The organism is Agrobacterium tumefaciens (assembly GCF_013318015.2).
GTDB lineage: Bacteria > Pseudomonadota > Alphaproteobacteria > Rhizobiales > Rhizobiaceae > Agrobacterium > Agrobacterium tumefaciens.
On record NZ_CP115846.1, the window covers coordinates 84691 to 109538 of the forward strand.

Sequence of the window (24848 nt, forward strand, 5' to 3'; positions counted from 1 at the left end):
CATTAGCGCTGGCCGTCTGAGCCAGTCCCTTCATGAATGATCTGGGGAGACAACCGCGGTAGGATGGCCAGCCTCGCCCAAATGTTTTCAGCCAGCCGTCCAACACGGCTCCGACGAGCCGATCCTGTGCAGCACGCCTTCATAGCGAGCTCCAGAGCTTGAAAAGCGATCTGTATGACTCGAATCGATCCGTTCGCTTTCGAGCAGTGAATTCGGTAGCCGTCGCAAAACACTACTGAGCAAGCGAGCGTGGAACCGGAAAGTCTAATACTTTGCTTGTGTAGCTTTCTACCAAGGTACTAAACGGCGTGCCGTCAGGAAGTTTCAGCACAGCACGATGTTCGAGCAGGAATGGCGGCAGGGCAAGAGATCCCCTCCCAGACGCAATCAAGCCGTCCATGTCCCAGCCTTCGGATAGAGGAGACCAGAGTAGCTTGGCAGATAGATTGGTGCGTGTGAAATTGAGAGCCAGAACGGCTCTGCCAAACGCGATATCGCTGGTATTCAATGCCTGATTCATCTCGGCCGTTAATCTTGCCGGCACATACCAATTGTCGGCCTCGGACAAGACGCGGTCGCCGCAGACTAGGCGAACGCGGCGATAAGCGATCGGCTCGTCGGGTCCGACGGTCAGGAGTTCACGGATGTGATCATCGGCCGGCTTGTCTTGCCCGCGCACACGCCAAGCTACGATCTTGGAACCTTCCGGTGCGAGCTTGTGCCCGGCGCACCAGCGGTCAAGGGTCAACGTAGCACTGGCGTTACTCAGGAGATTGGCATTCAAGGTCTGGAGGACCGCAAGCGCTTCCACTTGAGATGCCGGCGTGTTCAGCCACTGAGACCCGCTAGACGGTTCTTGCGCAATTGCGATCTGGGTGCCCAGCACGATGGAGGCCGCTGCAAGTGCGGCGATGCGAATACATTTCGAAGCGCATAATGACACGGAGAGTGAAATCCTTTGTGGGGCAAATTTGATGGGCGAACCCTGCGGTCAAATTGCGTTGATTTTGGGAGGCGAGCGCGCGTTGTCAGCATATATGATACCGGCAGCAATATCTGGACTGCGCCTTGCGCGCACCGTATACCGGTCAGGTTCCCGATTGACTTTCTTACCATCTTTTGATGTTCCTGCCGCGCAGGTTCGCACCTGTTGAAGCCTATGTGCCCGAGCCGTTCTTTGCTTGCGTCGCATCGATATTGTCCATGATATCCTCCGTCCACTCGCCGACCTATGGTTGGAATTTGCAGGTGTTGACGAGTGAGATACCACGTTGGTTTTCGTCCAGCGTGGCGACAATTTTCATCATGGCACTTGGAAATCCAATGGACTTGGGATTCAAACCAGGAGCGCGGCGGCTGGTTGGATTTCTCCCAAATCCATCGAATCGTTATTCTCACTTGCGGGTCAGCGCTCTTGGTCTTCCCCCTCGCGCGTTGCAAGATGCTCATATAGCTGGATCGGATAAAATAGTTCGCAACCGAACGCAAAATCCAGGAGCAATTGCTCGAAAAAGGACCTCTTCGTCGAAGTCGGGCGCTGCTGCCGGTCGGGCGATAGTTGTAGATCAGGCAGGGATACGCCGTCGATAGTTGCCAGTCGCAGATACGAGTAGCCCAGGCGCTTGTCTGATTTCTTTTGGTGCCCCATGTCATCGTACTCCTTGTGTAAGCTTACCGACGATATGTGCAGTCCATCAGCAGTATAATGATTACAGGAGACCAAAGATTGGTTTCAAATGTAACCGAATAAGCCTGCTGTACGTAATGGCAATCGGTCGATATCAGTCGGCACAGCCACTCGTCTTGCTGAGATGCAATGTCGACGTGTAACCAAAATGGCTTTGATGGAAGTCGACTTTGAAGCCTGACCGACGCCGGCTAATCGAAATCTGCAACTGCTGAAACTCGGAAGCGGCCAAATCCCTCGAGGACCGAGCGCCGACCGAGGTGCTTCGAAAGAAATCACTTACTCAAATAAGATGTGCGAATAGCTTTGGCGCGCCGCATGTCGCGCTTGGAGGTGACGCCGACCGATGCTGCGCCGCCGATGGCCATCCAACACGCAGGTCAAATGATGAAGCGGCGAATCACTGAATTCGCGTCAGCGTGACCGGGCAAACAGGCTGTCCTGCGCATCTTCTGGCCACTGAGGAAAATCGCGCTCCTGCGAGAGCGCATGTTCAAGATATTCATTAGCTATGGCCTCTATGAGCTCTACGTGCCGCCCCGCATCAATATTTGGCAACTGGCTGATTGCGAGATCGTGTTCGCGCGCAAAACGAATTGCGCAGCGATATCCGTCGATATCTTCCAAAATCGGTCGAGCGGCAGGGTAGTTCCAGAGTTCCGCCAACTCCTCCAACAACGAGGGGCGATCTTCCCGGATGGCAAACATTTCCGCAACGCGTTGCTTGGCTCGGGTGAGAAAGGCGTCCGAATCCCCAAGACGTAGCCGCTTGACATGCCATTGAAAACCCGATCTCCAAAACGGACTTTTAGCCATGCAATTGAGAAGCGAAATCGACCCGCCCTCGAGAATAAGACCCTCTTCGGACTTCCGCCAATCCACTTCGAATATGAGTCGACGATGGGCACTCTCAGCGTCAAGGATGCCCTCGGTGAGGGGGCGGGAATCCAAATATATTCTCCGCGTTGATTGCAATTCCGATTCCAAAGGTCTTCCGCTACCTGTCGCGATTTGAGGACAGCATTGCACACGATCAAGGGCAACCACCGGCCACCCGGTTTCTTGTGCGATTTGGATCGCCATGTCCGTTTTGCCGCTGCAAGTCGGTCCGTAGATGAGATGGAGTAACATGTGCGCCTCATATAAATTTAATGGGATATCCCATCTGTTCCAAACCAGATTTTTCAATTCGGATTATGATGTTTTACTGCATGATTTTTACCAGCTTTACGCAATCTGCTGAACTAATATCGCGCTACATTTGTAATCGTACATTTTTGACGTTGCCGGCTCATTCGGCCATGAGAGTTTCCATCCCGTTGTCCTCCTGAACAATTGAGGAGTTTGGCCCCGACACCTGCTTATGGTGAATGCAGCGCACCCCGTTAACGCAACGTCGAAAAGCGGATAGGCGATTTGAGTAGGGAAGCCACATCGGCCGCGCGGTATGCTCCGTCAGCACCTGACAGTTCGTGTTGCAGCTTTGCTTGGTCACCTGAAATGAAAAATGCCGCTGAAGAATATTTAACGGATATGCACACGAAAAAGCCGGTTGGGTCTCATATGCCGCTGACGTCCTGGCTTCGTTTCGAAGCCGACAGCCTCTAAGGTGGTACGAACACAGACCTAATATCCGCTAGTGTCCGCGGCAGCCGCCACGGCAGTTCTCGCTGCGCATAGCATAGCAACTTGCCCTGTCGACGCATGATCAGCCATATTGTTAATGTCGACGATTTCATTTTTCTCGGTGCAAACGGCGACATCCCGACCATATCGATCCTACCAGCCACCGCGCGGAGTCAAAGAACACCTCGGCAACCGGAAACATCCATTGGAATGCCGAGGCTGTGTTTCATTTGAAACACACTGAGTCGACGTTTGTTGCTTCAAACCCATTTACAAACCCTACTGTGCGGCCTAAGGGCCACCGGGGTGGGACTGAGCGCTGGTACGAGGACGTAAGTGCGGATGAATGGAAGGTATTCACCGTCTCGGCAAGATTTCAAGACAGGCGCCAAGCCTTGGTCTATCCTGGCCTTGGTAGTTGCTGCAATGATTTTTGCCTTGATGGCGATTACGTCTTGGCAGGACAATGAAACCAATCGGGCGATCCTGACCCAATTGCGAGCTATTAACATCGACAGTGCTTCGCTGCAGCGGGATGTACTCCGCGCGGAAGCGGGTGTGGTGGCGAACTACCGGCCCATTATCTCCAGGTTGGGAGCTTTGCGGAAGAACCTGGAAAATTTGAAGCGACTATTTAAACAATCTCATCTTGTGATCGGCAATGATTTCTCTCAACTGCTCGACAAGCTAAAGGTGTCTGTGGATACGACCGACGCGGCCGTTGCAGCCTTCGGAGCGCAAAACGTGCTCCTGCAAGATTCGCTTGCCAGCTTCACTCGCGCGCTTAGTATTCTTCCCAAAATGTCGTCGACGGATCAGACGGTCGAAAATTCGAACGAATTGGGCAGCCTGATGCTGCAGTTTGTGCGTCAGCCAAGCCCAGCACTCTCGTTGGAGATCAGTCACGAACTCGACATGCTCCAAAAAGCTAGCGGTGGGGCTGAAGTTCCTATCCGTATACTTGCAGGCGAGGGTCGCGTCATCTTGTCGCTTTTGCCCCGTGTGAACGATGCCGTAAACATGATTCAGACCTCCGACACCGCTGAAATTGCCGAAAGATTGGAGCGCAAGTGTTTGGAGGCCTATAGCTTGCAAAGCGTGAGGGAGCAGCGGGCACGGATCTTCTTGGGTTCCGTTTCGGTGGGCCTTTGCATCTACATCATCTCACTGGTCTATAGGCTGCGTCGGAAAACGGCTTGGTTAACGCGGCGTTTGGATTACGAAGAGGTAATCAAAGAGATTGGGGTTTGTTTCGAGGGGGGAGGGGCCACAGCGTCGTCCCTCAATTCGTCCGCGCAAGCTGCGCTTGGAATTATTCAACGCTTCTTTAATGCGGAATCGTGTGCACTAGCATTGGTGGACCATGGTGACAGGTGGGCTGTCGAAAGTTTCGCTGCGAAGCTGCCTGAGCCCGTCTGGGAGGACCTCGCGCTACGCGAGATGGTTTCTCTTGCCAGAGCGGATGAGCGTGCGTCAGTATTCCGCATCATGTCGACGCGAAAGGTCAGCTGCCTCCCTCCGGAGACTCCGGGCGTTTCTATGCTGCTGGCACACAAATCTACGGATCAACTGATAGCGATTTGTTCCCTCGGTTACCAGGGCCATCGTCTGAAATCTTGTCCAGGCGAAGTTCAGCTTCTTGAACTCGCCACCGCCTGCCTCTGCCACTATATCGATGTTCGGCGTAAGCAGACCGAATGCGATATTCTGGAGAGGCGATTAGAGCATGCGGAACGTCTTCAGGCAGTTGGTACACTTGCTGGTGGAATAGCGCATGAGTTCAACAACATTTTGGGAGCAATCCTCGGGTACGCTGAAATGGCGCAAAACATGCTGCGTCGGTCATCTGTCACCCGAAGACACATTGACCAAATTATTTCGTCGGGTGACAGAGCCAGGCTCATTATCGATCAGATCTTGACTCTAAGTCGAAAACTAGAACGCGTGACAAAGCCGTTCAGTGTCTCCGAACTCGTAATGGAAATTGCTCCCTTATTGCGTGTTGCATTGCAGCGCAACATCGAGCTGAAGTTCAAGTTTGACGACAAGAAGAGCGTAGTCGAAGGAAGCCCGCTAGAGGTTCAGCAGATGCTGATGAATCTTTGCAAGAACGCTTCCCAGGCGTTTACCGCCGATGGTCAAATCGACATCATCGTTAGCCGAATTTTTGTATCCCGACAGAAAGTACTGGCGCATGGTGTTATGCCAGCTGGCGACTATGTTCTTCTTTCTGTCAGCGACGACGGTGAAGGCATTGCCGAAACTGTGCTCCCCCACATTTTTGAGCCTTTCTTTACAACACGCTCTTGCAGCGGCGGCACGGGTCTAGGTCTTGCTGCCGTGCACGGTCATGTCAGCGCGCTTGCAGGATATATTGACGTTACTTCAGCCGTAGGGCGAGGGACGCGCTTCGACATTTATCTACCTCCTTCCTCGAAGAAGCCCGTCAGCCCGGACGCGTTTTTTGGGCCCTGTAAAACACCGCGTGGCAACGGAGAAATTGTGGCATTGATTGAGCCAGATCCTGTCTTGCGGGAGGTGTACGAAGACAAGATCGCCGCTCTGGGCTATGAGCCGGTGGGCTTTAAGACATGTGCAGACCTTTGCAATTGGATATCAAAAGGCAAGCAAGCCGATCTGGTTCTAGTTGACCAATCGTCTCTTCCCGAGAATCAGAGTGCTACTGCTTTGCACGCAGCCTTCAAGACGGCGTCCATCATCATTGGAGGAAGTGATCTTAAAATGTCACTTTCCAGCGATGACATGACGTCCGCGCTTTTTCTGCCCAAACCTATATCCTCCAGGACAATGGCCTACGCGATTCGTACCAAGATCAAAGCCTAGAGTTGAGGATGTTTTTCAGGAGACTCGACCAGGGTAATCAGCACGTCTGTTCGGCGCGCCTACAGCTATGGTTCCTCGCAATCGCTTTGGGCAGTCGGTTGTGGCGGTGCGTCTTCTGAGACCCGAAGGTTGGCGATTATCTGCTGGAGGTCTTCGATACCGTCTTCGAAGAACAAGACATATGTTCGCTGAGCTCGGACATAGGATAGTCGGCATAGGCGGATACCCTCGCCACGCAAATGGCGCGATCGACACCCTGATCGGAGCCTGCGAAGTGCCACAGTTTATTGAAACCATCCCCCGTTCATTCCGCCCTGGAATTTCACTTCGACGGCATTCTAGATCCTCGCCGTTGTCTTAGAGAGCCATCTTTCGTCGGCGCACCCTTAAGTGCATGGAAAGCCGTTTTCGCTTCAAATGAAATCGAAAAGAAGAAAACAAAAATCCTAGAGTAACCGACCCTCCCGATAATCGTGAACATCAGATGACAGCATTTCTTCCGACCGAAGTGGCTGTGTTGGTTATGAGCTTGGGGAGATGGGGAATGTTGAAGGCAACAGGGCCGCTGTCGATTATCTTACTGGCCTCCACGTGCCCGTCGAGCGGTGCTGCCCCACTTTCATTTGCTGAGTTCAATAATTTTGCACGCGAATGCGCTCCATCCGTTGCTCCATCTACGCTTGCAGCGATCGCTCAGGTCGAAAGTCGCTTTGATCCGCTTGCTGTGCATGACAATACCACCGGCGAAACGCTTCACTGGCAGAACCAGGCTCAAGCAACGCAAGTCGTGATGGACCGTCTCGAAGCACGGCATTCGCTGGATGTTGGGCTCATGCAGATCAATTCCCGGAATTTTTCCGTGCTCGGTCTGACACCTGACGGAGCCCTTCAACCTTGCACGTCATTATCTGTCGCTGCAAACTTGCTTGGGAGCCGCTACGCTGGCGGCAACACGGCTGACGACGAGCAATTGTCGCTTCGTCGGGCAATCTCCGCCTATAACACCGGTGATTTCACGCACGGCTTCGCGAACGGCTACGTGCGAAAAGTTGAAACGGCCGCTCAACAGCTCGTCCCCCCGTTAACCGCGCGTCCAAAAGATGATCGTGAGAAGCCGGGATCCGAGGAAACATGGGATGTTTGGGGGGCATATAAGCGTCGTTCCCCGGAGGGCGGAGCTGGCGGATCATCCGGTCCGCCTCCGCCGCCAGACGAGGACAACCGCAAATCCGAAGACGACGATCAACTCTTGTTCGACTTAAATCAAGGAGGTCCGCAATAATGCGATGCTTTGAAAGATACCGTGTACATCTGAATCGCCTCTCGCTCTCGAACGCGGTGATGCGCATGGTATCCGGCTATGCGCCGAGCGTGGTCGGTGCAATGGGGTGGAGCATTTTCTCCTCTGGGCCGGCCGCGGCCCAATCTGCAGGTGGCGGCACTGACCCAGCCACAATGGTTAACAACATATGCACGTTTATCCTTGGTCCGTTCGGCCAGTCACTCGCTGTTCTTGGCATCGTGGCCATCGGAATCTCCTGGATGTTCGGTCGCGCTTCACTCGGTCTCGTTGCCGGCGTCGTCGGCGGCATTGTCATCATGTTTGGAGCCAGCTTCCTGGGCAAAACGCTGACTGGAGGTGGCTAATGAATGATCGTCTGGAAGAAGCAACCCTTTACTTGGCGGCGACACGGCCCGCATTGTTTCTTGGCGTGCCGCTGACGTTGGCGGGGCTACTCGTGATGTTTGCCGGCTTTGTCATCGTCATCGTTCAGAACCCGCTGTACGAAGTCGTTCTCGTGCCCTTGTGGTTCGGAGCGCGGCTTGTGGTGGAACGAGACTATAACGCGGCCAGCGTCGTTCTACTTTTTTTGCAGACGGCGGGAAGGAGCGTTGATGGTCTGATTTGGGGCGGCGCAAGCGTTAGCCCAAATCCAATCAAGGTTCCCGCGCGAGGGAGAGGAATGGCGTAATGCTCGGAGCAAGTGGCACAACCGAAAGGTCTGGCGAGGTCTATCTACCCTACGTCGGGCACCTCAGCGACCATATTGTCCTTCTAGAAGATGGATCGATCATGACGATGGCGCACGTAAGTGGCATGGCCTTCGAACTCGAAGATGCCGAAATGCGCAATGCACGTTGCCGTGCATTTAATACGCTCTTGCGCAATATCGCTGATGATCATGTGTCAATATATGCTCACCTCGTACGTCATGACGATGTGCCGCCGTCACCCGCGCGACATTTCCGTAGCGCTTTTTCCGCCAGTCTGAGCGAAGCTTTTGAGGAGCGCGTTCTCTCCGGCAAACTCCTTCGCAATGACCACTTCCTTACGCTGATCGTGTCTCCCCGGGCCGCGCTTGGCAAAGTGAGGAGAAGGTTCACCAAACGCTACAGACAAAAAGAAAACGATCTCACAGCTCAAACCAGGAACCTGGAAGATCTCTGGCATCTTGTCGCTGGCGCTCTCGAAGCGTACGGCCTGCGTCGTCTTGGTATTCGTGAGAAGCAAGATGTGCTTTTTACGGAGGTTGGAGAAGCTCTGCGGCTGATAATGACTGGTCGATTCACGCCGGTTCCCGTCGTTAGCGGTTCGCTCGGCGCCTCGATCTATACCGACCGAGTTATTTGCGGCAAGCGGGGACTCGAGATCCGAACACCAAAAGATAGTTATGTGGGATCTATTTACTCGTTTCGCGAATACCCCGCAACGACGCGACCGGGTATGCTCAACGTGCTACTGTCTCTCGATTTTCCGCTTGTTCTGACGCAGAGCTTCTCGTTTCTGACTCGCTCGCAAGCCCACTCGAAGCTCAGCCTCAAGTCCAGCCAAATGTTGAGTTCTGGCGACAAAGCCGTCACCCAAATCAGCAAGTTATCCGAGGCGGAGGACGCACTAGCGAGCAACGAATTCGTTATGGGGGCGCATCATTTGAGTCTTTGCATATATGCAAATGATCTCAATAGTCTTGCAGATAGAGGTGCCCGCGCCCGGACGCGATTGGCGGATGCGGGAGCTGTTGTTGTCCAAGAGGGCATCGGCATGGAGGCGGCTTATTGGTCGCAGCTGCCAGGCAACTATAAGTGGCGCACGCGTCCGGGAGCGATCACATCGCGCAACTTCGCTGGTTTAGTCTCATTCGAGAATTTTCCCGAGGGATCCGGCTCAGGTCACTGGGGCAACGCGATTGCGCGCTTTCGTACCAATGGTGGAACCCCTTTCGACTACATCCCGCACGAGCACGATGTCGGCATGACGGCGATATTCGGTCCCATCGGGAGGGGTAAAACGACGCTCATGACCTTTATCCTCGCGATGCTCGAGCAGAGCATGGTCGACCGCGCGGGTGCGGTTGTCCTCTTCGACAAGGACCGCGGCAGTGAGCTGCTGGTTCGCGCCACCGGGGGTACATATTTGGCGCTCCGTAGAGGAGCGCCGAGCGGATTGGCGCCATTGCGTGGCCTGGAAAATACAGCGGCTTCACATGATTTTCTGCGCGAATGGATCGTGGCGCTCATTGAGAGCGATGGCCGTGGAGGAATATCCCCCGAGGAAAATCGCCGTCTGGTGCGGGGTATCCATCGGCAGCTCTCGTTTGATCCCCACATGCGCTCAATCGCGGGGTTACGCGAATTTTTGTTGCATGGACCCGCCGAAGGGGCGGGAGCGAGACTCCAACGCTGGTGCCGTGGCAATGCACTAGGCTGGGCGTTCGACGGCGAGCTCGATGAAGTAAAGTTGGATCCTTCGATTACTGGTTTCGACATGACGCATCTTCTCGAATATGAGGAAGTATGCGCTGCCGCCGCAGCATATCTTCTGCACCGCATTGGAGCCATGGTTGACGGCCGTCGGTTTGTGATGAGTTGCGATGAGTTTCGCGCCTATTTGCTAAATCCTAAATTTGCGGCGGTCGTCGACAAGTTCCTGCTTACTGTCCGCAAAAACAATGGGATGCTGATACTGGCAACGCAGCAACCTGAGCATGTCCTGGAATCGCAGCTAGGCGCCAGTCTCGTCGCGCAATGTATGACGAAGATTTTCTATCCTTCACCCACGGCAGATCGATCGGCTTACATCGATGGACTGAAATGTACTGAAAAGGAATTTCAGGCGATCCGTGAAGACATGGCAGTAGGTAGCCGGAAGTTTCTGCTTAAACGAGAAAGCGGAAGCGTCGTCTGCGAATTCGATCTGCGGGAAATGCGCGAATATGTCGCCGTACTTTCGGGGCGCGCCAACACGGTGCGCTTCGCGGATCAGCTTCGCAAAGTACAGGGGGACAACCCATCAGCCTGGCTCGGCGAATTTATGGCTCGTTACCACGAGGCAAAAGATTGATCAAAGGTGGGGAACTATGAAGATCATGCAACTTGTTGCTGCGGCCATGGCCGTCAGCCTTCTTTCGGTCGGGCCCGCGCGGGCGCAGTTCGTTGTCAGCGATCCGGCGACGGAAGCTGAGACGCTGGCGACGGCGCTCGAGACTGCGGCAAATCTCGAACAGACCATAACGATGGTGGCGATGTTAACCTCGGCTTATGGCGTCACCGGCCTACTAACTTCGCTCAACCAAAAAAATCAGTATCCCTCGACCAGGGACTTGGACACGGAAATGTTTTCGCCGCGAATGCCAATGTCGACCACGGCACGTGCGATCACCACCGATACAGATCGAGCCGTAGTTGGTGGCGACGCTGAAGCGGATCTGTTGCGATCGCAGATCACCGGTTCCGCAAATAGCGCGGGCATTGCGGCTGACAACCTGGAGACGATGGACAAACGCTTAACAGCGAATGCCGAGACCTCGACACAGCTTTCTCGCTCTCGCAATATCATGCAGGCAACCGTTACCAACGGTTTGCTTCTCAAGCAGATCCATGACGCAATGATTCAAAATGTACAGGCGACCAGCTTGTTAACGATGACCACCGCGCAGGCTGGCCTTCATGAGGCGGAAGAGGCGGCCGCTCAACGTAAGGAGCATCAAAAGACTGCGGTCATCTTTGGGGCCGTCCCCTGAGACTGGGCGACTTATTCGTGCCGCCCATCTGCACATTTCAGGATGCGAGTTCATTGTATCCGACATTCTGCGACAAGCCAGTCAAGGTCAGGTCCAAACGATGAATTTCACGATCCCGGCGCCGTTTACGGCCATTCATACGATCTTCGATCTAGCCTTTACGACAAGCCTGGACACAATGCTTGGGACGATCCAAGAGGCGGTGAGCGCGCCATTGGTCGCCTGCGTCACTCTTTGGATTATCGTTCAGGGTATTCTGGTCATGCGTGGCGAAATCGACACGCGCGGCGGTATCACTCGGGTGATCACGGTCACCGTCGTTGTTGCCCTTGTCGTCGGGCAGGCCAACTACCACGACTATGTGGTTTCAGTCTTTGAAGAGACGATTCCAAACTTTATTCAGCAGTTTAGTGGCAGCGGCCTGCCTCTGCAGACCATTCCCGCTCAGCTCGATACAATGTTCGCCCTAACCCAGGCTGCATTTCAGAGAATTGCATCTGAAATCGGCCCGATGAATGACCAGGACATCCTTGCTTTCCAGGGGGCTCAGTGGGTCTTTTACGGCACGCTCTGGTCTGCCTTCGGAATCTACGACGCCGTCGGAATTCTCATGAAAGTGCTTCTGGCGATCGGCCCTTTGATCCTCACGGGATATATCTTTGATCGCACGCGCGACATCGCGGCAAAGTGGATCGGGCAACTTATCACCTATGGTCTCCTACTTCTCCTGCTAAACCTCGTGGCGACAATAGTCATCCTAACCGAAGCGACTGCACTCACGCTTATGCTTGGTGTAATCACCCTTGCCGGTACGACCGCGGCCAAGATCATTGGTCTTTACGAACTCGACATGTTCTTTCTGACTGGTGACGCACTCATTGTCGCTTTGCCGGCAATCGCCGGCAACATCGGAGGCAGTTATTGGAGCGGCGCGACCCAATCTGCCAACAGCTTGTACCGTCGCTTCGCTCAGGTCGAGCGTCGTTAGGTCCCGCAAAAAAATTCACGTCGGTGGAGAACTCTATGAAATATTGCCTCCTGTGCCTGGCTCTCGCTTTAGGCGGCTGCCAGACAAACGATAAATTGGCGAGCTGCAAAGGCCCGATATTCCCGCTGAATGTGGGGCGATGGCAGCCTACGCCGTCAGATCTTCAGCTCAGCAACGTAGGTGGTCGCCATGAAGGGGTCTGAATACGCCTTGCTAGTAGCGCGGGAAACCCTGGCTGAGCACTACAAGGAAGTGGAAGCTTTCCAAACTGCGCGTGCGAAATCAGCGCGGCGCCTCTCCAAGGTCATTGCAGCTGTCGCAACCATCGCGGTTTTGGGGAATGTTGCGCAAGCCTTCACAATTGCCACCATGGTGCCGCTGATCAGGCTTGTGCCGGTATATCTATGGATACGGCCGGATGGCACCGTTGACAGCGAGGTGTCCGTCTCCCGATTGCCTGCAACTCAAGAGGAGGCCGTCGTTAACGCCTCACTGTGGGAGTATGTTCGGCTGCGCGAGAGCTATGATGCCGATACCGCCCAGTACGCCTATGACCTGGTCTCGAACTTCAGCGCCCCAATGGTGCGCCAAAATTATCAGCAATTCTTCAATTATCCCAATCCAACTTCGCCTCAAGTCATCCTCGGCAAACACGGCAGGCTAGAGGTCGAACACATCGCTTCGAATGATGTTACTCCGGGTGTGCAGCAAATTCGCTATAAGCGAACCCTCATCGTTGACGGCAAAATGCCGATGGCGAGCACTTGGACTGCTACGGTTCGTTATGAAAAGGTGACCAGCTTGCCCGGCAGATTGAGACTGACCAACCCGGGAGGCTTGGTTGTCACCTCCTACCAGACATCGGAAGATACCGTTTCGAACGCAGGCCACAGCGAACCATGACGAAAAAAGCATTTCTCACTCTGGCATGTTTACTTTTTGCGGCGATTGGCGCGAGGGCTGAAGACACGCCAACGGCGGGCAGACTTGATCCGCGCATGCGTTATCTCGCTTACAATCCCGATCAAGTGGTGCGCCTTTCAACGGCGGTTGGAGCTACTTTGGTTGTTACTTTCGGGGCTAACGAAACGGTGACAGCTGTTGCCGTTTCCAATAGCAAAGATCTCGCGGCCCTTCCACGCGGAAATTATCTTTTCTTCAAGGCTAGCAAGGTTCTCCCACCCCAGCCAGTGGTCGTGCTAACTGCGAGTGACGCCGGTATGCGACGCTACGTTTTCAGCATCTCTTCCAAGACGCTGCCGCACCTCGATAAAGAGCAGGCCGATCTCTACTACAGCGTACAATTCGCTTACCCTGCCGATGACGCAGCGGCTCGCCAGAAGGCGGCACAAGAGAAGGCTGTTGCAGACCGTATACGTGCGGAAGCGCAATATCAACAGAGAGCAGAGGGTTTATTGGAGCAGCCTGCCACGACCGTTGGTGCCGAGGACAAGAATTGGCACTATGTCGCTCAGGGCGATCGTTCGCTGTTGCCGCTCGAAGTCTTCGATGATGGATTTACGACGGTATTTCACTTCCCAGGTAATGTACGCATACCCTCCATCTACACGATAAATCCGGATGGAAAGGAAGCTGTCGCTAACTATTCAGTCAAAGGGAGCTATGTCGAGATTTCTTCGGTTTCCCGTGGTTGGCGTCTGAGGGATGGCCACACGGTATTATGCATTTGGAATACCGCCTACGATCCCGTCGGCCGCAGGCCGGAGACGGGCACTGTGAGGCCCGATGTGAAGCGCGTCCTAAAGGAGGTGAGAGGATGAACGACGACAATCAGCAATCGGCGCATGATGTCGATGCGTCGGGGTCCCTGGTCTCCGACACACATCACCGGCGCCTTTCGGGGGCTCAAAAGTTGATCGTAGGAGGTGTAGTTCTCGCGCTATCACTTAGCCTCATTTGGCTTGGCGGGCGTGAAAAGAAGGAAAACGGGAACGCACCCCCGTCAACCATGATCGCCACGAACACCAAGCCATTTCATCCGGCTCCGATTGACGTTACACTTGATCCTCCGGCTGCCCAGGAAGCTGTTCAGCCGACTGCTCCTCCGCCAGCACGAAGTGAGCCGGAACGGCATGAGCCGCGGCCGGAAGAAACACCGATTTTTGCGTACACCAGTGGTGATCAAGGGACCAGCAAGCGCGTTCAACAAGGCGAAACGGACCGAAGACGCGAAGGCAATGGGGAAGACAGTCCTTTGCCGAAGGTCGAAGTGTCCGCCGAGAATGATCTCTCGATACGCATGAAGCCCACCGAGCTGCAGCCCACCAGGGCTACGCTCTTGCCTCATCCCGACTTCATGGTGACGGAGGGGACGATTATTCCATGTATCTTGCAAACGGCAATCGACACCAGTCTGGCAGGCTATGTAAAATGCGTGTTACCCTGGGATGTTCGTGGAACAACGAACAACGTTGTGCTTCTTGATCGCGGCACCACCGTTGTTGGCGAGATCCAGCGCGGTTTGCAACAGGGAGATACGCGTGTTTTTGTGCTCTGGGATCGGGCGGAGACACCCGACCATGCCATGATTTCGCTTGCGTCACCAAGCGCTGACGAACTCGGTCGCTCGGGATTGCCGGGCACCGTCGACAATCACTTCTGGCAGCGCTTTAGCGGGGCCATGCTCTTGAGTGTCGTCCAAGGTGCCTTCCAGGCAGCGAGCACCTACGCTGGCAGCTCGGGTGGAGGGACGAGCTTCAACAGCGTCCAGAATAACGGTGAACAAACGGCAGACACAGCCCTCAAGGCCACGATCAACATACCGCCAACCCTGAAGAAGAATCAGGGCGACACGGTCTCCATTTTTGTCGCACGGGATCTCGATTTCTCAGGCATATACCAGCTTCGTATGGCTGGTCGCGCGGCGCGGGGGCGGGATCGCCGTCCATAACGAATTCAACTTATCACTTACAGATGGAGATACGATACAAATGGAGGTGGATCCGCAATTACGAATCCTTCTCAAGCCGATTTTGGAATGGCTCGATGACCCGCGGACCGAAGAAGTTGCGATAAATCGACCTGGGGAGGCATTTGTGCGCCAGGCCGGCGCCTTCCTCAAGTTCCCTTTGCCTGTCTCCTATGACGATCTCGAAGATATCGCTATTTTAGCAGGCGCGCTGAGAAAACAGGACGTTGGACCACGCAACCCACTTTGCGCAACTGAACTTCCAGACGGCGAGCGGCTGCAAATCTGTTTGCCGCCGACGGTACCGTCGGGCACCGTCAGCTTGACGATTCGACGGCCAAGTTCCCGTGTTTCTAGTCTCAAAGAAGTCTCGTCCCGTTACGATGCTCCGAGGTGGAATCAGTGGAAGGGACGAAAAAAACGGCATGATGAGCATGATGAAGCTATCCTTCGGTACTATGACAACGGGGATCTGGAGGCGTTTCTGCACGCATGTGTCGTTGGTCGGTTGACGATGCTGCTTTGCGGACCCACCGGGAGTGGCAAGACAACGATGAGCAAGACCTTGATCAACGCTATCCCGCCGCAGGAAAGGCTGATTACCATCGAAGATACGCTCGAACTCGTCATTCCACACGAGAACCACGTAAGGCTGCTGTATTCTAAGAATGGGGCTGGGCTGGGCGCAGTGACCGCTGAGCATCTGCTACAGGCTAGCTTGCGCATGCGACCGGACCGAATACTGCTCGGCGAGATACGCGACGATGCCGCGTGGGCTTATCTGAGTGAAGTCGTCTCAGGGCATCCGGGATCGATTTCCACAATACATGGTGCCAATCCCGTCCAAGGTTTCAAAAAGCTATTTTCGCTCGTGAAAAGCAGCGCTCAGGGGGCTAGCTTGGAAGATCGCACCCTGATTGACATGCTCGCAACCGCAGTTGATGTCATCGTACCCTTCCGTGCCCACGGTGACATTTACGAGGTGGGCGAAATCTGGCTCGCTGCCGATGCGCGTCGGCGCGGTGAGACAATAGGCGATCTTCTTAACCAGCAGTAGTTGTGATCCATGTTTCTAAATGCCGCATGGCGCGTTGTAGAATTACGTTTGTAGCAATGCTCAGCAATCTTTGTCATCAAACGTAGACATCTAGTTTGCATTTCTGTCGTGCGCGGTTTGGTCGAAATCTTGCCGAAATGCCCGTGTAGTGAGAGAAAATTAAAGAGTGGAGTCTAACGAATACAATCTTTACGTGTATAAATTCTGTTGAGCTGCAAATGGCTGGCCAGGATCCTAGATTGAGAGGTGAACCGTTGAAACACGTTCTTGTCATCGATGACGATGTCGCTATGCGGCATCTTATAGTCGAGTATCTTACGATCCATGCCTTTAAGGTGACTGCGGTAGCCGACAGCAAGCAGTTCAATCGTGTACTCTGCTCCGAGACGGTCGATGTCGTGGTCGTCGATCTTAATTTGGGCCGCGAAGATGGGCTTGAAATTGTTCGTAGTCTGGCCACGAAGTCCGATGTTCCAATCATAATTATTAGCGGCGCTCGCCTCGAAGAGGCGGACAAAGTTATTGCGCTCGAGTTGGGAGCAACCGATTTTATTGCCAAGCCTTTTGGGACGCGGGAATTTCTGGCGCGCATCCGTGTTGCGTTACGCGTGCGGCCCAGTGTCGCGCGAACCAAAGATCGACGCTCATTTAGTTTCGCTGACTGGACACTTAATCTCAGGCGACGCCGCTTGATTTCGGAAGAGGGCAGTGAGGTGAAACTCACGGCAGGTGAGTTTAATCTCCTGGTTGCTTTCCTGGAGAAGCCGCGCGACGTCCTATCCCGGGAGCAGCTTCTGATCGCCAGTCGGGTACGCGAGGAGGAGGTGTATGACAGAAGTATTGATGTCCTCATTTTGCGGCTGCGCCGGAAGCTTGAGGGGGATCCGACGACCCCTCAGTTGATCAAGACTGCAAGAGGTGCTGGCTATTTCTTTGACGCTGACGTGGATGTTTCGTACGGGGGTGTGATGGCGGCCTGAGGTAGAGGTGCATTTCGCCTTTAGCAATCTGTTCCCAACGTGAGCAGATTGCTATGCGGCTCGGCAAAGCTGCCTTTCCTCGGTACTATCCGAAAAACTCAGCACTGCGGAGTGATTGGATGGGTCCTATCTTTTGAGAGATCAGCTGTTCGTTGCCTTCTCCCGAGCAAAGAAACATGCAAGCGCTGCGGTAGCCAGCTTGTGGCCAAAAGCCCGGGCGGTCTCCAATCCCAATGGATCAAAGTGATTGCGAGCGGCTTCTATTAGCGAGACCGGGAACATGCGGGAGGTCTGAACGATGATTGATTTTTCGAAAGCTGTGTGAGGGATCGGATAACTCTTCGGAGCCGCACGAAACGATCCATCCGCCAGCATGTTTTCAAAATCGCCAAGCGCACGGCGCAAGATCATTTGTAGCGACTTGGAAGGACTGTATTGCAGGATCAGGTTGTCATATATCTTCGATACTTCAGGCGCGGGCGGGCGCGCTGAAAGGAAGACCTGGATCTTTTCTGGCGCTGTCGTCGAACTCAAAGCATCCACGGTCAGCATCGATTGCTGATCAGAGCTGTGACAACGCTTGGCGGTGGCTGGGGCAGGTCGTCGATCTTCCTCGTCGAGATTTTCAGGCGGCTGCGGCAGGGTCGAGTTTTGGGTGGCAACAGGCAAAGAAGGATGGACGATTTCGGGTCGAGCGGCGGCAAGCCGCCTGGCCTCCCCGACAGACAAAGCGGGTTTGCGAATTCCCATCTTCACCCCTCCAGGGCTTCGCTAACCAATTTGGAGATAGTGACGAGTTCCTCCATGGCGATTCTGAGATTCCGTTCGAGGAGGCGCATTGTCGGATCGGTTCTCATATTCAGCAATGTGAGATGCAACATGCCACGTTCCTTCATCGCGGCAAATGCGTCTCTCTCGTGCATGGGAGACTGTACAACTGGAAGGCTTGCGAGCATGTCCGACATCGCGCGCTGCGATGTGGTCAATCGACCAACCGGCACGCGTTGGCGCAATACGGCTGTCGGAATTGCCAAGTTCTCGCTCAGCAGCAGTTCAATGACATAGCGGTAGGTCGACAATGCTTCATCGATATCGAGCGGAGTTAACATGGTCGGGATCAGAAGCAGGTTTGAGCTGGCAATGATCGTGTTGTTGAGTTCGCTCGAACCACCATGCGTATCGGCCAGCGCATAATCAAATCCCTGGAGTTCGGCGTCCTCATAGGCCGCCTCAAGGAGTGCCATTTCCTCGGCGGCGTAGACTTCGCAGAAGGAGCCCCAGGTATTGCTGCGAAGGGCGTTTTCTTTCCATCGCGTTAGTGGTCGGTTTTCATCAGCGTCGAAGAGAGCCAATCGTTTGCCGTCACTTGCAAAGGCGGCGCAAAGACCCATGAGTGCCGTGGTTTTGCCGGCTCCTCCCTTGAAGGAGCAAAATGTCAGAAGTTTCATGTCCTTATCCTGTCGATTTTGTGAAGCGGAAGTGCGTCTGTACTTTTATTTGTGTGTATGATTTTGCGATCATTCATGAGTAATGTAGTAATTACCTGATTTTATATTTCAATTTTATTGTAATATAATTTCAATTGTAATAATATAAAAATAAATATCCCTTATGTGTTCTTGATTTCGTTTTGTATATGGCTAGATTCCCATCTGCCACGACGAGGAAATGCTACGGCGGGGCAAGTTCAGATCTTTCCGTCTTCTATGGAGGAAGCTATGTCGCAAGGCAGTAGGCCCACCTCAAGTGACATTGCCGTCAACCAGCGCGAATGCGTGAAGGTTGAAGGCTTCAAGGTCGTCAGTACCCGATTAAGATCGGCCGAATATGAGAGTTTTTCTCATCAGGCACGCTTGCTGGGCCTCTCCGACAGCATGGCCATACGGGTTGCGGTGCGCCGCATTGGTGGCTTTCTTGAAATCGACGCAGAGACTCGTCAAAGGATGGAGGCCATACTACAATCCATAGGAACACTCTCAAGCAACATTGCCGCGCTGCTATCTGCCTATGCCGAAAATCCGACAATGGATTTGGAGGCTTTGCGAGCTGAACGTATCGCCTTCGGTAAATCTTTCGCTGACCTCGACGGCTTGCTCCGTTCCATTTTGTCCGTATCACGGCGGCGGATCGACGGTTGCTCGCTGCTGAAAGACGCCTTGTAGCACTGACGTAGCACTTGGCGGGGAACATATTCGATGCCCGATCGAGCTCAAGTTATCATTCGCATTGTGCCGGGAGGTGGCACCAAGACCCTTCAACAAATTATCAATCAGTTGGAGTATCTATCCCGGAAGGGCAGGCTGGAGCTGCAGCGTTCAGCCCGACATCTCGATATTCCCCTGCCACCGGATCAAATCCACGAACTTGCCCGAAGCTGGGTTCAAGAGACTGGAACTTATGACGAAAGTCAGCCAGACGAGGAAAGGCAACAGGAGTTGACCACCCATATTATTGTAAGCTTCCCCGCCGGTACAAGCCAGGTAGCGGCTTATGCGGCGAGCCGGGAGTGGGCAGCCGAGATGTTTGGGTCAGGCGCAGGGGGGGGCCGATACAACTATCTTACGGCCTTCCACATCGATCGCGACCACCCACATCTGCATGTCGTCGTCAATCGGCGCGAACTTTTAGGACACGGCTGGCTGAAGATATCTCGGCGCCATCCCCAACTGAATTACGACGCCCTGCGCATAAAGATGGCCGAGATTTCACTTCGTCATGGCATTGCCCTCGATGCGAGCCGACGAGCAGAACGTGGCATCACCGAGCGGCCGATCACTTATGCCCAATATCGGCGCCTTGAGCGGGAGCAGGCTCGCCAAATCCGTTTCGAAGACGCGGATTTGGAACAGTCGTCGCCGCAAGGAGATCATCCAGAATTCAGCCAACCTTTCGATACATCCCCATTTGAAGCATCCGCGGGCGGACCGGAGGACATGCCTCGGCCCAACAATCGGCAGAATGAGTCGCAAGTTCATCTCCAGGAGCCAGCTGGTGTCAGCAACGAAGCCGGTGTCCTTGTGCGGGTTGCATTGGAGACGGAGCGCCTTGCTCAACCATTCGTTTCCGAAACCATTCTCGCGGACGACATAGGGAGCGGCTCTTCGCGTGTTGCCGAGGGCCGTGTGGAGAGCGCAAACCGCACTCCCGATATTCCTCGCGCAGCAACTGAAGCTGCCACGCACACGACACACAACGGGCAGCGGCGTGCAAAGCGTCCTCATGATGACGACGGAGGGCCGAGTGGAGCAAAACGTGTGACATTGGAAGGCATCGCGGTTGGGCCCCAGGCGAACGCCGGCGAACAGGATGGCAGTAGTGGCGCCTTAGTACGGCAAGCTGGAACGTCTCGGCCATCTCCACCGACGGCCACGACGCGGGCCAGCACCGCAACCGATTCATTGTCTGCTACAGCCCACCTCCAGCAACGGAGAGGTGTCCCTTCAAAGCGTCCGCGTGAAGATGATGATGGAGAACCGAGTGAACGCAAACGCGAGAGAGATGAGCGCAGCAAGGACGGGCGTGGGGGAAATAGGAGATAGAGAAGGACCGAGTGATGGCAAATGAAGAGTTCACCAGACACTATGCGTGGCCCGTTCCTGTGGCTTCGAATGATGAAGGGCGTGGGACCGCGCGGATCCCCATCCAGGCACAATCAATCGTTGCTGGAGAAGACGGTCGGGACACTTCGGTCCCAACGGCTTTGTCGCGACCGCCAATTGAAGATATGCCGCACGGCGTCCAAGAAACATCGGCGAGTGGCGGACGACTGGGAGCGGCCCGTCTGCGGGATCCCGTAATCCCGCCAGGAATATCCGAAGCCCGCACGGACCTATCCGCAATTTTGCGGAAAAAAAGCGGTTCTTTCCGCACCGGTATGCAGTATCTGCGTGAGCTTGAACGGGAAAATCTTAATAAACAAGATAGGGAAGCCAGTGCGTTGCCAGATTTAAGTGCAAGGGGCATAAAGCGACCGCGCGAAATTGAGTATCCCGGCAATGCAAGCGGATTAACCATAAAGAGGAAAGACGGCTTAGGCATAGAGATCAATACTATCTCGGCATCTTCGCCCGTGAACCGGGCCGCGCATTCGTCGAACTGGCAAGGCGCGCCGGAACCGGGCGTGTACAATGCTCAGCCATCGGCAGATAGAGCACAGAAATCTGCGCAGGAAAGTTCGACGTTTCCCGATGGCACTCCTGGTTCCGCTCTCTATTCAGGCCCACTCGCAGAATGGTTCGAGAGGGATACTGGCAGCGAGACGACCAGGAATTCAGGCAACACCATTTCGTCACCGCTCCGAGGGCTGGAGGAGTTCGGCGATTCCGCGGACAGCCGGTATAGTGGGCGCGAAGCTCAGAGCCTTTCAGTTACCGTAACAACGCCTAATTCGAATGCTGAGGCAAGTTCTCATAGCGCACACACTGAAACTCTCGACGATGTCAGCAGTGACCGCTCGAGCGAACAGGGGAGGGGTGCCCTTGGCGCCGCAATCCTTGGATCCCATCATGACCTTTCACCGCGTGCGCAGAAGTTATCACAAACAAACCGCGATTCCCCTGAACTGACCGACGCCGACCTGGCAAAAGTCGATGCGGTGTTCGAATCTCTCTCCAAGGGGCCCCCGGCCGGGGAGAGCGCCGCACCGGACTTGCGTGAGCGCGGACCAGGCGGCGCTTTCCAGAAAGAAGGCGTGTCCGACAGGGCGAACGGGGTGCCCACTAACTGGGAGGTACCTTTTGGTCGCGGTGGCGGGCATTCACCGCAAGCGCTGAGGTCCTCAGGAGTGGAGCTCGATGACTTCCCTGATTTCACCGAGGCCGAACTGGCAAAAATCGACGCACTAGTCGAATCTCACTCCAACAGATCTTTATCAGTGCGAAATATAGTACCAGATTTGCGCGGAGCGGGAGCAGACAACGTCTTCCGGAAAGAGGGCGTTGTCGAACGCGCGGAGAAGATGCCGATCGATAGTGTGAGTCTTACCAGACTGAATGGCGAGCGTTCACGTTCACCGAAGACATCGCAAGCAAGCCTTGAGGATTTCCCCGATCTAACCGATGCCGATCTGGCCCATATCGAAGAGTCGGAGCGGATCGCAAGAACTGCTGTTGAAAAGGGGAAGCAAAAAATCTCGACCGAAGCCGATACGCGGTTTGATTTGGGCAACTCTTCTGCACCCCGGGTTAGCCCTCGATCGGTTACCCCGTTGGTTCCCAATGCCAATCAGCCGATTACATCGTGGTTCTACGAGGCACAAAAGACTTGTGACAAATTGGTAGAGAACACTTACGTGACGCCGGCCGTTGACAGTTCTAGGGCGCGAAATGACGTCGAAAACACCGCTGCCAGGCTTGGTGACCCTGCTCCTGCTTTGGGGCATGACAATCTTGGTAGAACTCGCGCGTTAACGCCCGTTCGCGACGTGATGTCTAGACCCAGCGCGGACCGACAACTGGCTAGTCATGCGGCAGAACATTCGGCAATAGACGACATTTGGAAACGGGATGACCGTGATCGCAGGACACACCCTTATATGAGAGGATTGGATTCGCGTTCACGTGAAGGTTACGGGCGGTAAAGGCTGTGTTGTTCGCAGCAACACCCAAATCAAAAGCTCAATTTGCGATCGATCGAAGAATCTCGGTGAAGTGATGAATTCGAGCAAGACTACGCCCCAGCGTTTAGCTGTCAGCATCGTATGTTCGCTGGCAGCCGGTTTTTGCGCGGCAAGTCTCTATGTAACATTTCGCCATGGTTTCAATGGCGAAGCGATGATGACGTTTAGCGTCTTCGCCTTTTGGTACGAGACCCCGCTCTATATGGGTCATGCGACCCCCGTCTTCTATTGCGGTTTAGCCATTGTCGTCTCGACGTCTATTGTTGTGCTGTTAAGCCAACTTATCATATCGTTTCGCAATCACGAGCATCATGGCACGGCTCGTTGGGCGGGATTTGGCGAAATGCGGCACGCCGGTTACCTGCAGCGCTATAATCGTATCAAGGGGCCGATCTTTGGCAAGACGTGTGGCCCTCGTTGGTTCGGCAGCTATCTGACCAATGGCGAACAGCCTCACAGTCTTGTTGTCGCGCCAACGCGCGCCGGCAAAGGCGTTGGCGTCGTTATTCCGACGCTCCTAACCTTCAAGGGTTCGGTGATAGCCCTCGACGTCAAAGGCGAGCTTTTTGAGCTGACTTCCAGAGCACGCAAAGCGGGCGGCGACGCCGTTTTCAAGTTCTCACCTCTGGATCCAGAGCGACGGACTCATTGTTACAATCCCGTCCTCGATATTGCAGCTTTACCGCCCGAGCGGCAGTTTACCGAGACGCGCCGCCTCGCCGCAAACCTCATCACGGCCAAAGGCAAGGGAGCGGAAGGCTTTATCGACGGCGCGCGGGACCTTTTCGTTGCGGGCATCCTTACCTGTATTGAGCGCGGTACGCCAACAATTGGTGCGGTCTACGACTTATTTGCTCAACCTGGAGAGAAGTACAAACTTTTTGCGCACCTCGCGGAAGAAAGCCGAAATAAAGAGGCTCAGCGCATTTTCGACAATATGGCGGGTAACGACACGAAAATTTTGACTTCTTATACATCAGTGCTCGGCGACGGCGGACTTAACCTGTGGGCTGATCCATTGGTTAAAGCAGCGACAAGTCGATCAGATTTTTCCGTCTATGATCTGCGTCGGAAGAGGACCTGCGTCTATCTTTGCGTCAGTCCCAACGACCTCGAGGTCGTGGCGCCATTGATGCGCCTCCTTTTTCAGCAGGTCGTGTCAATTCTGCAGCGATCACTGCCAGGTAAAGATGAGCGGCATGAAGTTTTGTTTCTCCTTGACGAATTTAAACACTTGGGGAAGCTTGAGGCAATCGAGACCGCGATTACAACCATCGCCGGTTACAAAGGCCGCTTCATGTTTATTATTCAGAGTCTCTCGGCTTTGACGGGCACCTACGATGACGCGGGCAAACAAAACTTTCTCAGTAACACTGGCGTGCAAGTATTTATGGCCACGGCCGACGACGAAACACCGACCTATATCTCGAAAGCTATCGGCGAATATACGTTCAAGGCGCGTTCGACCTCATACAGTCAAGCCCGAATGTTCGATCATAACATCCAGATTTCCGATCAGGGGGCACCGCTTTTGCGCCCCGAACAAGTGCGCTTGCTTGACGATAACAATGAAATCGTCCTTATTAAAGGGCATCCGCCTCTCAAACTACGAAAGGTGCGATATTATTCCGATCGTATGCTGAGGCGCCTTTTCGAATGCCAAATTGGCGCTCTCCCTGAGCCCGCATCTTTGATGCTTTCGGAAGGTGTCCATCGGGATGGGCAAGACCTCAGTCAACAAGCCGTCGTCACGGAGGCGCAGGGCTTAGGTGACATCGATTCGATACCTAATAATATGGAAGCCGCTACACCGCAAAACAGTGAAATGGATGACGAGCTGGACAGCCTCCCAATTGGAATTGACGTCCCCCAGGGCCTTATTGAAAGCGATGAGGTGAAAGAAGACGCCGGTGGCGTGGTGCCAGATTTCGGTGTTTCAGCTGAAATGGCTCCCGCTATGATTGCACAACAGCAGCTGCTGGAGCAGATCATTGCGCTTCAGCAACGATATGGACCCGCGTCCTCGCACTCGGTGAAATGACTTCAAGCTGCCTTTCACATTGGAATCATTCGATGCGGGGCGTCGTCAGATATTCCGG

21 protein-coding genes and 1 pseudogene are annotated in these 24848 nt (G+C 54.3%); 17 read left to right on the top strand and 5 right to left on the bottom strand.

Features of this window, described 5'->3' with window-relative positions; translation table 11 throughout:
* Window positions 1-232 precede the first annotated feature (232 nt).
* The 3 genes and pseudogenes from G6L97_RS27620 to tzs form a co-directional block, all read right to left on the bottom strand.
* Window positions 233-943 (bottom strand): hypothetical protein, encoded by a 711-nt coding sequence (locus G6L97_RS27620; protein WP_174004681.1) that lies wholly within the window; start codon window positions 941-943, stop codon window positions 233-235.
* A 462-nt stretch (window positions 944-1405) separates the two neighbouring features.
* Window positions 1406-1648, bottom strand: a complete 243-nt coding sequence (locus tag G6L97_RS27625; protein ID WP_174004682.1) for a hypothetical protein — start codon at window positions 1646-1648, stop codon at window positions 1406-1408.
* 439 nt (window positions 1649-2087) lie between these two features.
* Window positions 2088-2818: pseudogene (gene tzs / locus G6L97_RS27630) on the bottom strand ((dimethylallyl)adenosine tRNA methylthiotransferase).
* An 837-nt stretch (window positions 2819-3655) separates the two neighbouring features.
* Between tzs and virA the strand changes: the two are divergent.
* From virA to virG, 13 genes are all read left to right on the top strand, one after another.
* Entirely contained in the window at window positions 3656-6157 is a 2502-nt protein-coding gene (virA, locus tag G6L97_RS27635; RefSeq protein ID WP_174004684.1) for a two-component system sensor kinase VirA, read from the top strand.
* Window positions 6158-6701: 544 nt separating this feature from the next.
* Window positions 6702-7439, top strand: a complete 738-nt coding sequence (locus tag G6L97_RS27640) for a type IV secretion system lytic transglycosylase VirB1 (RefSeq protein WP_010974915.1) — start codon at window positions 6702-6704, stop codon at window positions 7437-7439.
* A gap of 59 nt (window positions 7440-7498) precedes the next feature.
* Window positions 7499-7804 carry a pilin major subunit VirB2 gene (gene virB2 / locus G6L97_RS27645; protein WP_370363082.1) on the top strand — a complete coding sequence of 102 codons (306 nt, stop codon included), beginning with the start codon at window positions 7499-7501 and terminating at the stop codon, window positions 7802-7804.
* A complete protein-coding gene (locus G6L97_RS27650; RefSeq protein ID WP_010891501.1) occupies window positions 7804-8130 on the top strand; it encodes a type IV secretion system protein VirB3 in 327 nt (108 codons plus the stop codon). The genes virB2 and G6L97_RS27650 overlap by 1 nt, the downstream gene beginning before the upstream one ends.
* Window positions 8130-10499, top strand: a complete 2370-nt coding sequence (gene virB4, locus G6L97_RS27655; RefSeq protein ID WP_174004686.1) for a type IV secretion/conjugal transfer ATPase VirB4 — start codon at window positions 8130-8132, stop codon at window positions 10497-10499. The genes G6L97_RS27650 and virB4 overlap by 1 nt, the downstream gene beginning before the upstream one ends.
* Window positions 10500-10515: 16 nt before the next feature.
* Complete coding sequence (virB5, locus tag G6L97_RS27660; RefSeq protein ID WP_010891499.1) at window positions 10516-11178, top strand: pilin minor subunit VirB5; 663 nt, start codon at window positions 10516-10518, stop codon at window positions 11176-11178.
* Window positions 11179-11278: 100 nt separating this feature from the next.
* The gene (locus G6L97_RS27665; protein WP_174004688.1) at window positions 11279-12166 is read left to right on the top strand and encodes a type IV secretion system protein; all 888 of its coding nucleotides are present in this window, start codon (window positions 11279-11281) and stop codon (window positions 12164-12166) included.
* A 35-nt stretch (window positions 12167-12201) separates the two neighbouring features.
* Complete coding sequence (locus tag G6L97_RS27670) at window positions 12202-12369, top strand: type IV secretion system lipoprotein VirB7 (RefSeq protein ID WP_010891497.1); 168 nt, start codon at window positions 12202-12204, stop codon at window positions 12367-12369.
* Complete coding sequence (locus tag G6L97_RS27675; RefSeq protein WP_010891496.1) at window positions 12356-13069, top strand: type IV secretion system protein VirB8; 714 nt, start codon at window positions 12356-12358, stop codon at window positions 13067-13069. Before G6L97_RS27670 ends, G6L97_RS27675 begins: the two co-directional genes overlap by 14 nt.
* A complete protein-coding gene (virB9, locus tag G6L97_RS27680; protein ID WP_010891495.1) occupies window positions 13066-13947 on the top strand; it encodes a P-type conjugative transfer protein VirB9 in 882 nt (293 codons plus the stop codon). Before G6L97_RS27675 ends, virB9 begins: the two co-directional genes overlap by 4 nt.
* The gene (virB10, locus tag G6L97_RS27685) at window positions 13944-15077 is read left to right on the top strand and encodes a type IV secretion system protein VirB10 (RefSeq protein WP_174004690.1); all 1134 of its coding nucleotides are present in this window, start codon (window positions 13944-13946) and stop codon (window positions 15075-15077) included. Before virB9 ends, virB10 begins: the two co-directional genes overlap by 4 nt.
* Before the next feature lie 40 nt (window positions 15078-15117).
* The gene (gene virB11, locus G6L97_RS27690; protein ID WP_174004692.1) at window positions 15118-16152 is read left to right on the top strand and encodes a P-type DNA transfer ATPase VirB11; all 1035 of its coding nucleotides are present in this window, start codon (window positions 15118-15120) and stop codon (window positions 16150-16152) included.
* A gap of 218 nt (window positions 16153-16370) precedes the next feature.
* Complete coding sequence (gene virG, locus G6L97_RS27695; protein ID WP_010891492.1) at window positions 16371-17132, top strand: two-component system response regulator VirG; 762 nt, start codon at window positions 16371-16373, stop codon at window positions 17130-17132.
* A gap of 141 nt (window positions 17133-17273) precedes the next feature.
* Here the strand turns inward: virG and G6L97_RS27700 are convergent, their stop codons facing one another.
* Entirely contained in the window at window positions 17274-17882 is a 609-nt protein-coding gene (locus G6L97_RS27700) for a conjugal transfer protein VirC2 (protein ID WP_010891491.1), read from the bottom strand.
* Between the two features lie 2 nt (window positions 17883-17884).
* Window positions 17885-18580: a conjugal transfer ATPase VirC1 gene (locus tag G6L97_RS27705; protein WP_010891490.1), complete on the bottom strand. Its 696-nt coding sequence runs from the start codon at window positions 18578-18580 to the stop codon at window positions 17885-17887.
* 270 nt (window positions 18581-18850) lie between these two features.
* On the opposite strand from G6L97_RS27705, the gene virD1 reads away from it, so the two are divergent.
* The 4 genes from virD1 (at window position 18851) to virD4 (ending at window position 24790) form a co-directional block, all read left to right on the top strand.
* Window positions 18851-19294: a T-DNA border endonuclease subunit VirD1 gene (gene virD1 / locus G6L97_RS27710; protein WP_174004694.1), complete on the top strand. Its 444-nt coding sequence runs from the start codon at window positions 18851-18853 to the stop codon at window positions 19292-19294.
* Between the two features lie 33 nt (window positions 19295-19327).
* Window positions 19328-20671, top strand: coding sequence for a T-DNA border endonuclease VirD2 (locus G6L97_RS27715; RefSeq protein WP_174004696.1), 1344 nt, complete (start codon window positions 19328-19330; stop codon window positions 20669-20671).
* Between the two features lie 14 nt (window positions 20672-20685).
* Entirely contained in the window at window positions 20686-22710 is a 2025-nt protein-coding gene (locus G6L97_RS27720) for a protein virD3 (protein ID WP_174004698.1), read from the top strand.
* A gap of 73 nt (window positions 22711-22783) precedes the next feature.
* Window positions 22784-24790 (top strand): type IV secretion system ATPase VirD4, encoded by a 2007-nt coding sequence (gene virD4 / locus G6L97_RS27725; RefSeq protein WP_174004722.1) that lies wholly within the window; start codon window positions 22784-22786, stop codon window positions 24788-24790.
* Window positions 24791-24848 lie beyond the last annotated feature (58 nt).

Coding starts and splice junctions, on each gene's coding strand:
- G6L97_RS27625 (WP_174004682.1), bottom strand. CDS start 1,648: ATGGGGCACCAAAAGAAATCAGACAAGCGCCTGGGCTACTCGTATCTG.
- virA (WP_174004684.1), top strand. CDS start 3,656: ATGAATGGAAGGTATTCACCGTCTCGGCAAGATTTCAAGACAGGCGCC.
- G6L97_RS27640 (WP_010974915.1), top strand. CDS start 6,702: ATGTTGAAGGCAACAGGGCCGCTGTCGATTATCTTACTGGCCTCCACG.
- virB2 (WP_370363082.1), top strand. CDS start 7,499: ATGCGCATGGTATCCGGCTATGCGCCGAGCGTGGTCGGTGCAATGGGG.
- G6L97_RS27650 (WP_010891501.1), top strand. CDS start 7,804: ATGAATGATCGTCTGGAAGAAGCAACCCTTTACTTGGCGGCGACACGG.
- virB4 (WP_174004686.1), top strand. CDS start 8,130: ATGCTCGGAGCAAGTGGCACAACCGAAAGGTCTGGCGAGGTCTATCTA.
- virB5 (WP_010891499.1), top strand. CDS start 10,516: ATGAAGATCATGCAACTTGTTGCTGCGGCCATGGCCGTCAGCCTTCTT.
- G6L97_RS27665 (WP_174004688.1), top strand. CDS start 11,279: ATGAATTTCACGATCCCGGCGCCGTTTACGGCCATTCATACGATCTTC.
- G6L97_RS27670 (WP_010891497.1), top strand. CDS start 12,202: ATGAAATATTGCCTCCTGTGCCTGGCTCTCGCTTTAGGCGGCTGCCAG.
- G6L97_RS27675 (WP_010891496.1), top strand. CDS start 12,356: ATGAAGGGGTCTGAATACGCCTTGCTAGTAGCGCGGGAAACCCTGGCT.
- virB9 (WP_010891495.1), top strand. CDS start 13,066: ATGACGAAAAAAGCATTTCTCACTCTGGCATGTTTACTTTTTGCGGCG.
- virB10 (WP_174004690.1), top strand. CDS start 13,944: ATGAACGACGACAATCAGCAATCGGCGCATGATGTCGATGCGTCGGGG.
- virB11 (WP_174004692.1), top strand. CDS start 15,118: ATGGAGGTGGATCCGCAATTACGAATCCTTCTCAAGCCGATTTTGGAA.
- virG (WP_010891492.1), top strand. CDS start 16,371: ATGGCTGGCCAGGATCCTAGATTGAGAGGTGAACCGTTGAAACACGTT.
- G6L97_RS27700 (WP_010891491.1), bottom strand. CDS start 17,882: ATGGGAATTCGCAAACCCGCTTTGTCTGTCGGGGAGGCCAGGCGGCTT.
- G6L97_RS27705 (WP_010891490.1), bottom strand. CDS start 18,580: ATGAAACTTCTGACATTTTGCTCCTTCAAGGGAGGAGCCGGCAAAACC.
- virD1 (WP_174004694.1), top strand. CDS start 18,851: ATGTCGCAAGGCAGTAGGCCCACCTCAAGTGACATTGCCGTCAACCAG.
- G6L97_RS27715 (WP_174004696.1), top strand. CDS start 19,328: ATGCCCGATCGAGCTCAAGTTATCATTCGCATTGTGCCGGGAGGTGGC.
- G6L97_RS27720 (WP_174004698.1), top strand. CDS start 20,686: ATGGCAAATGAAGAGTTCACCAGACACTATGCGTGGCCCGTTCCTGTG.
- virD4 (WP_174004722.1), top strand. CDS start 22,784: ATGAATTCGAGCAAGACTACGCCCCAGCGTTTAGCTGTCAGCATCGTA.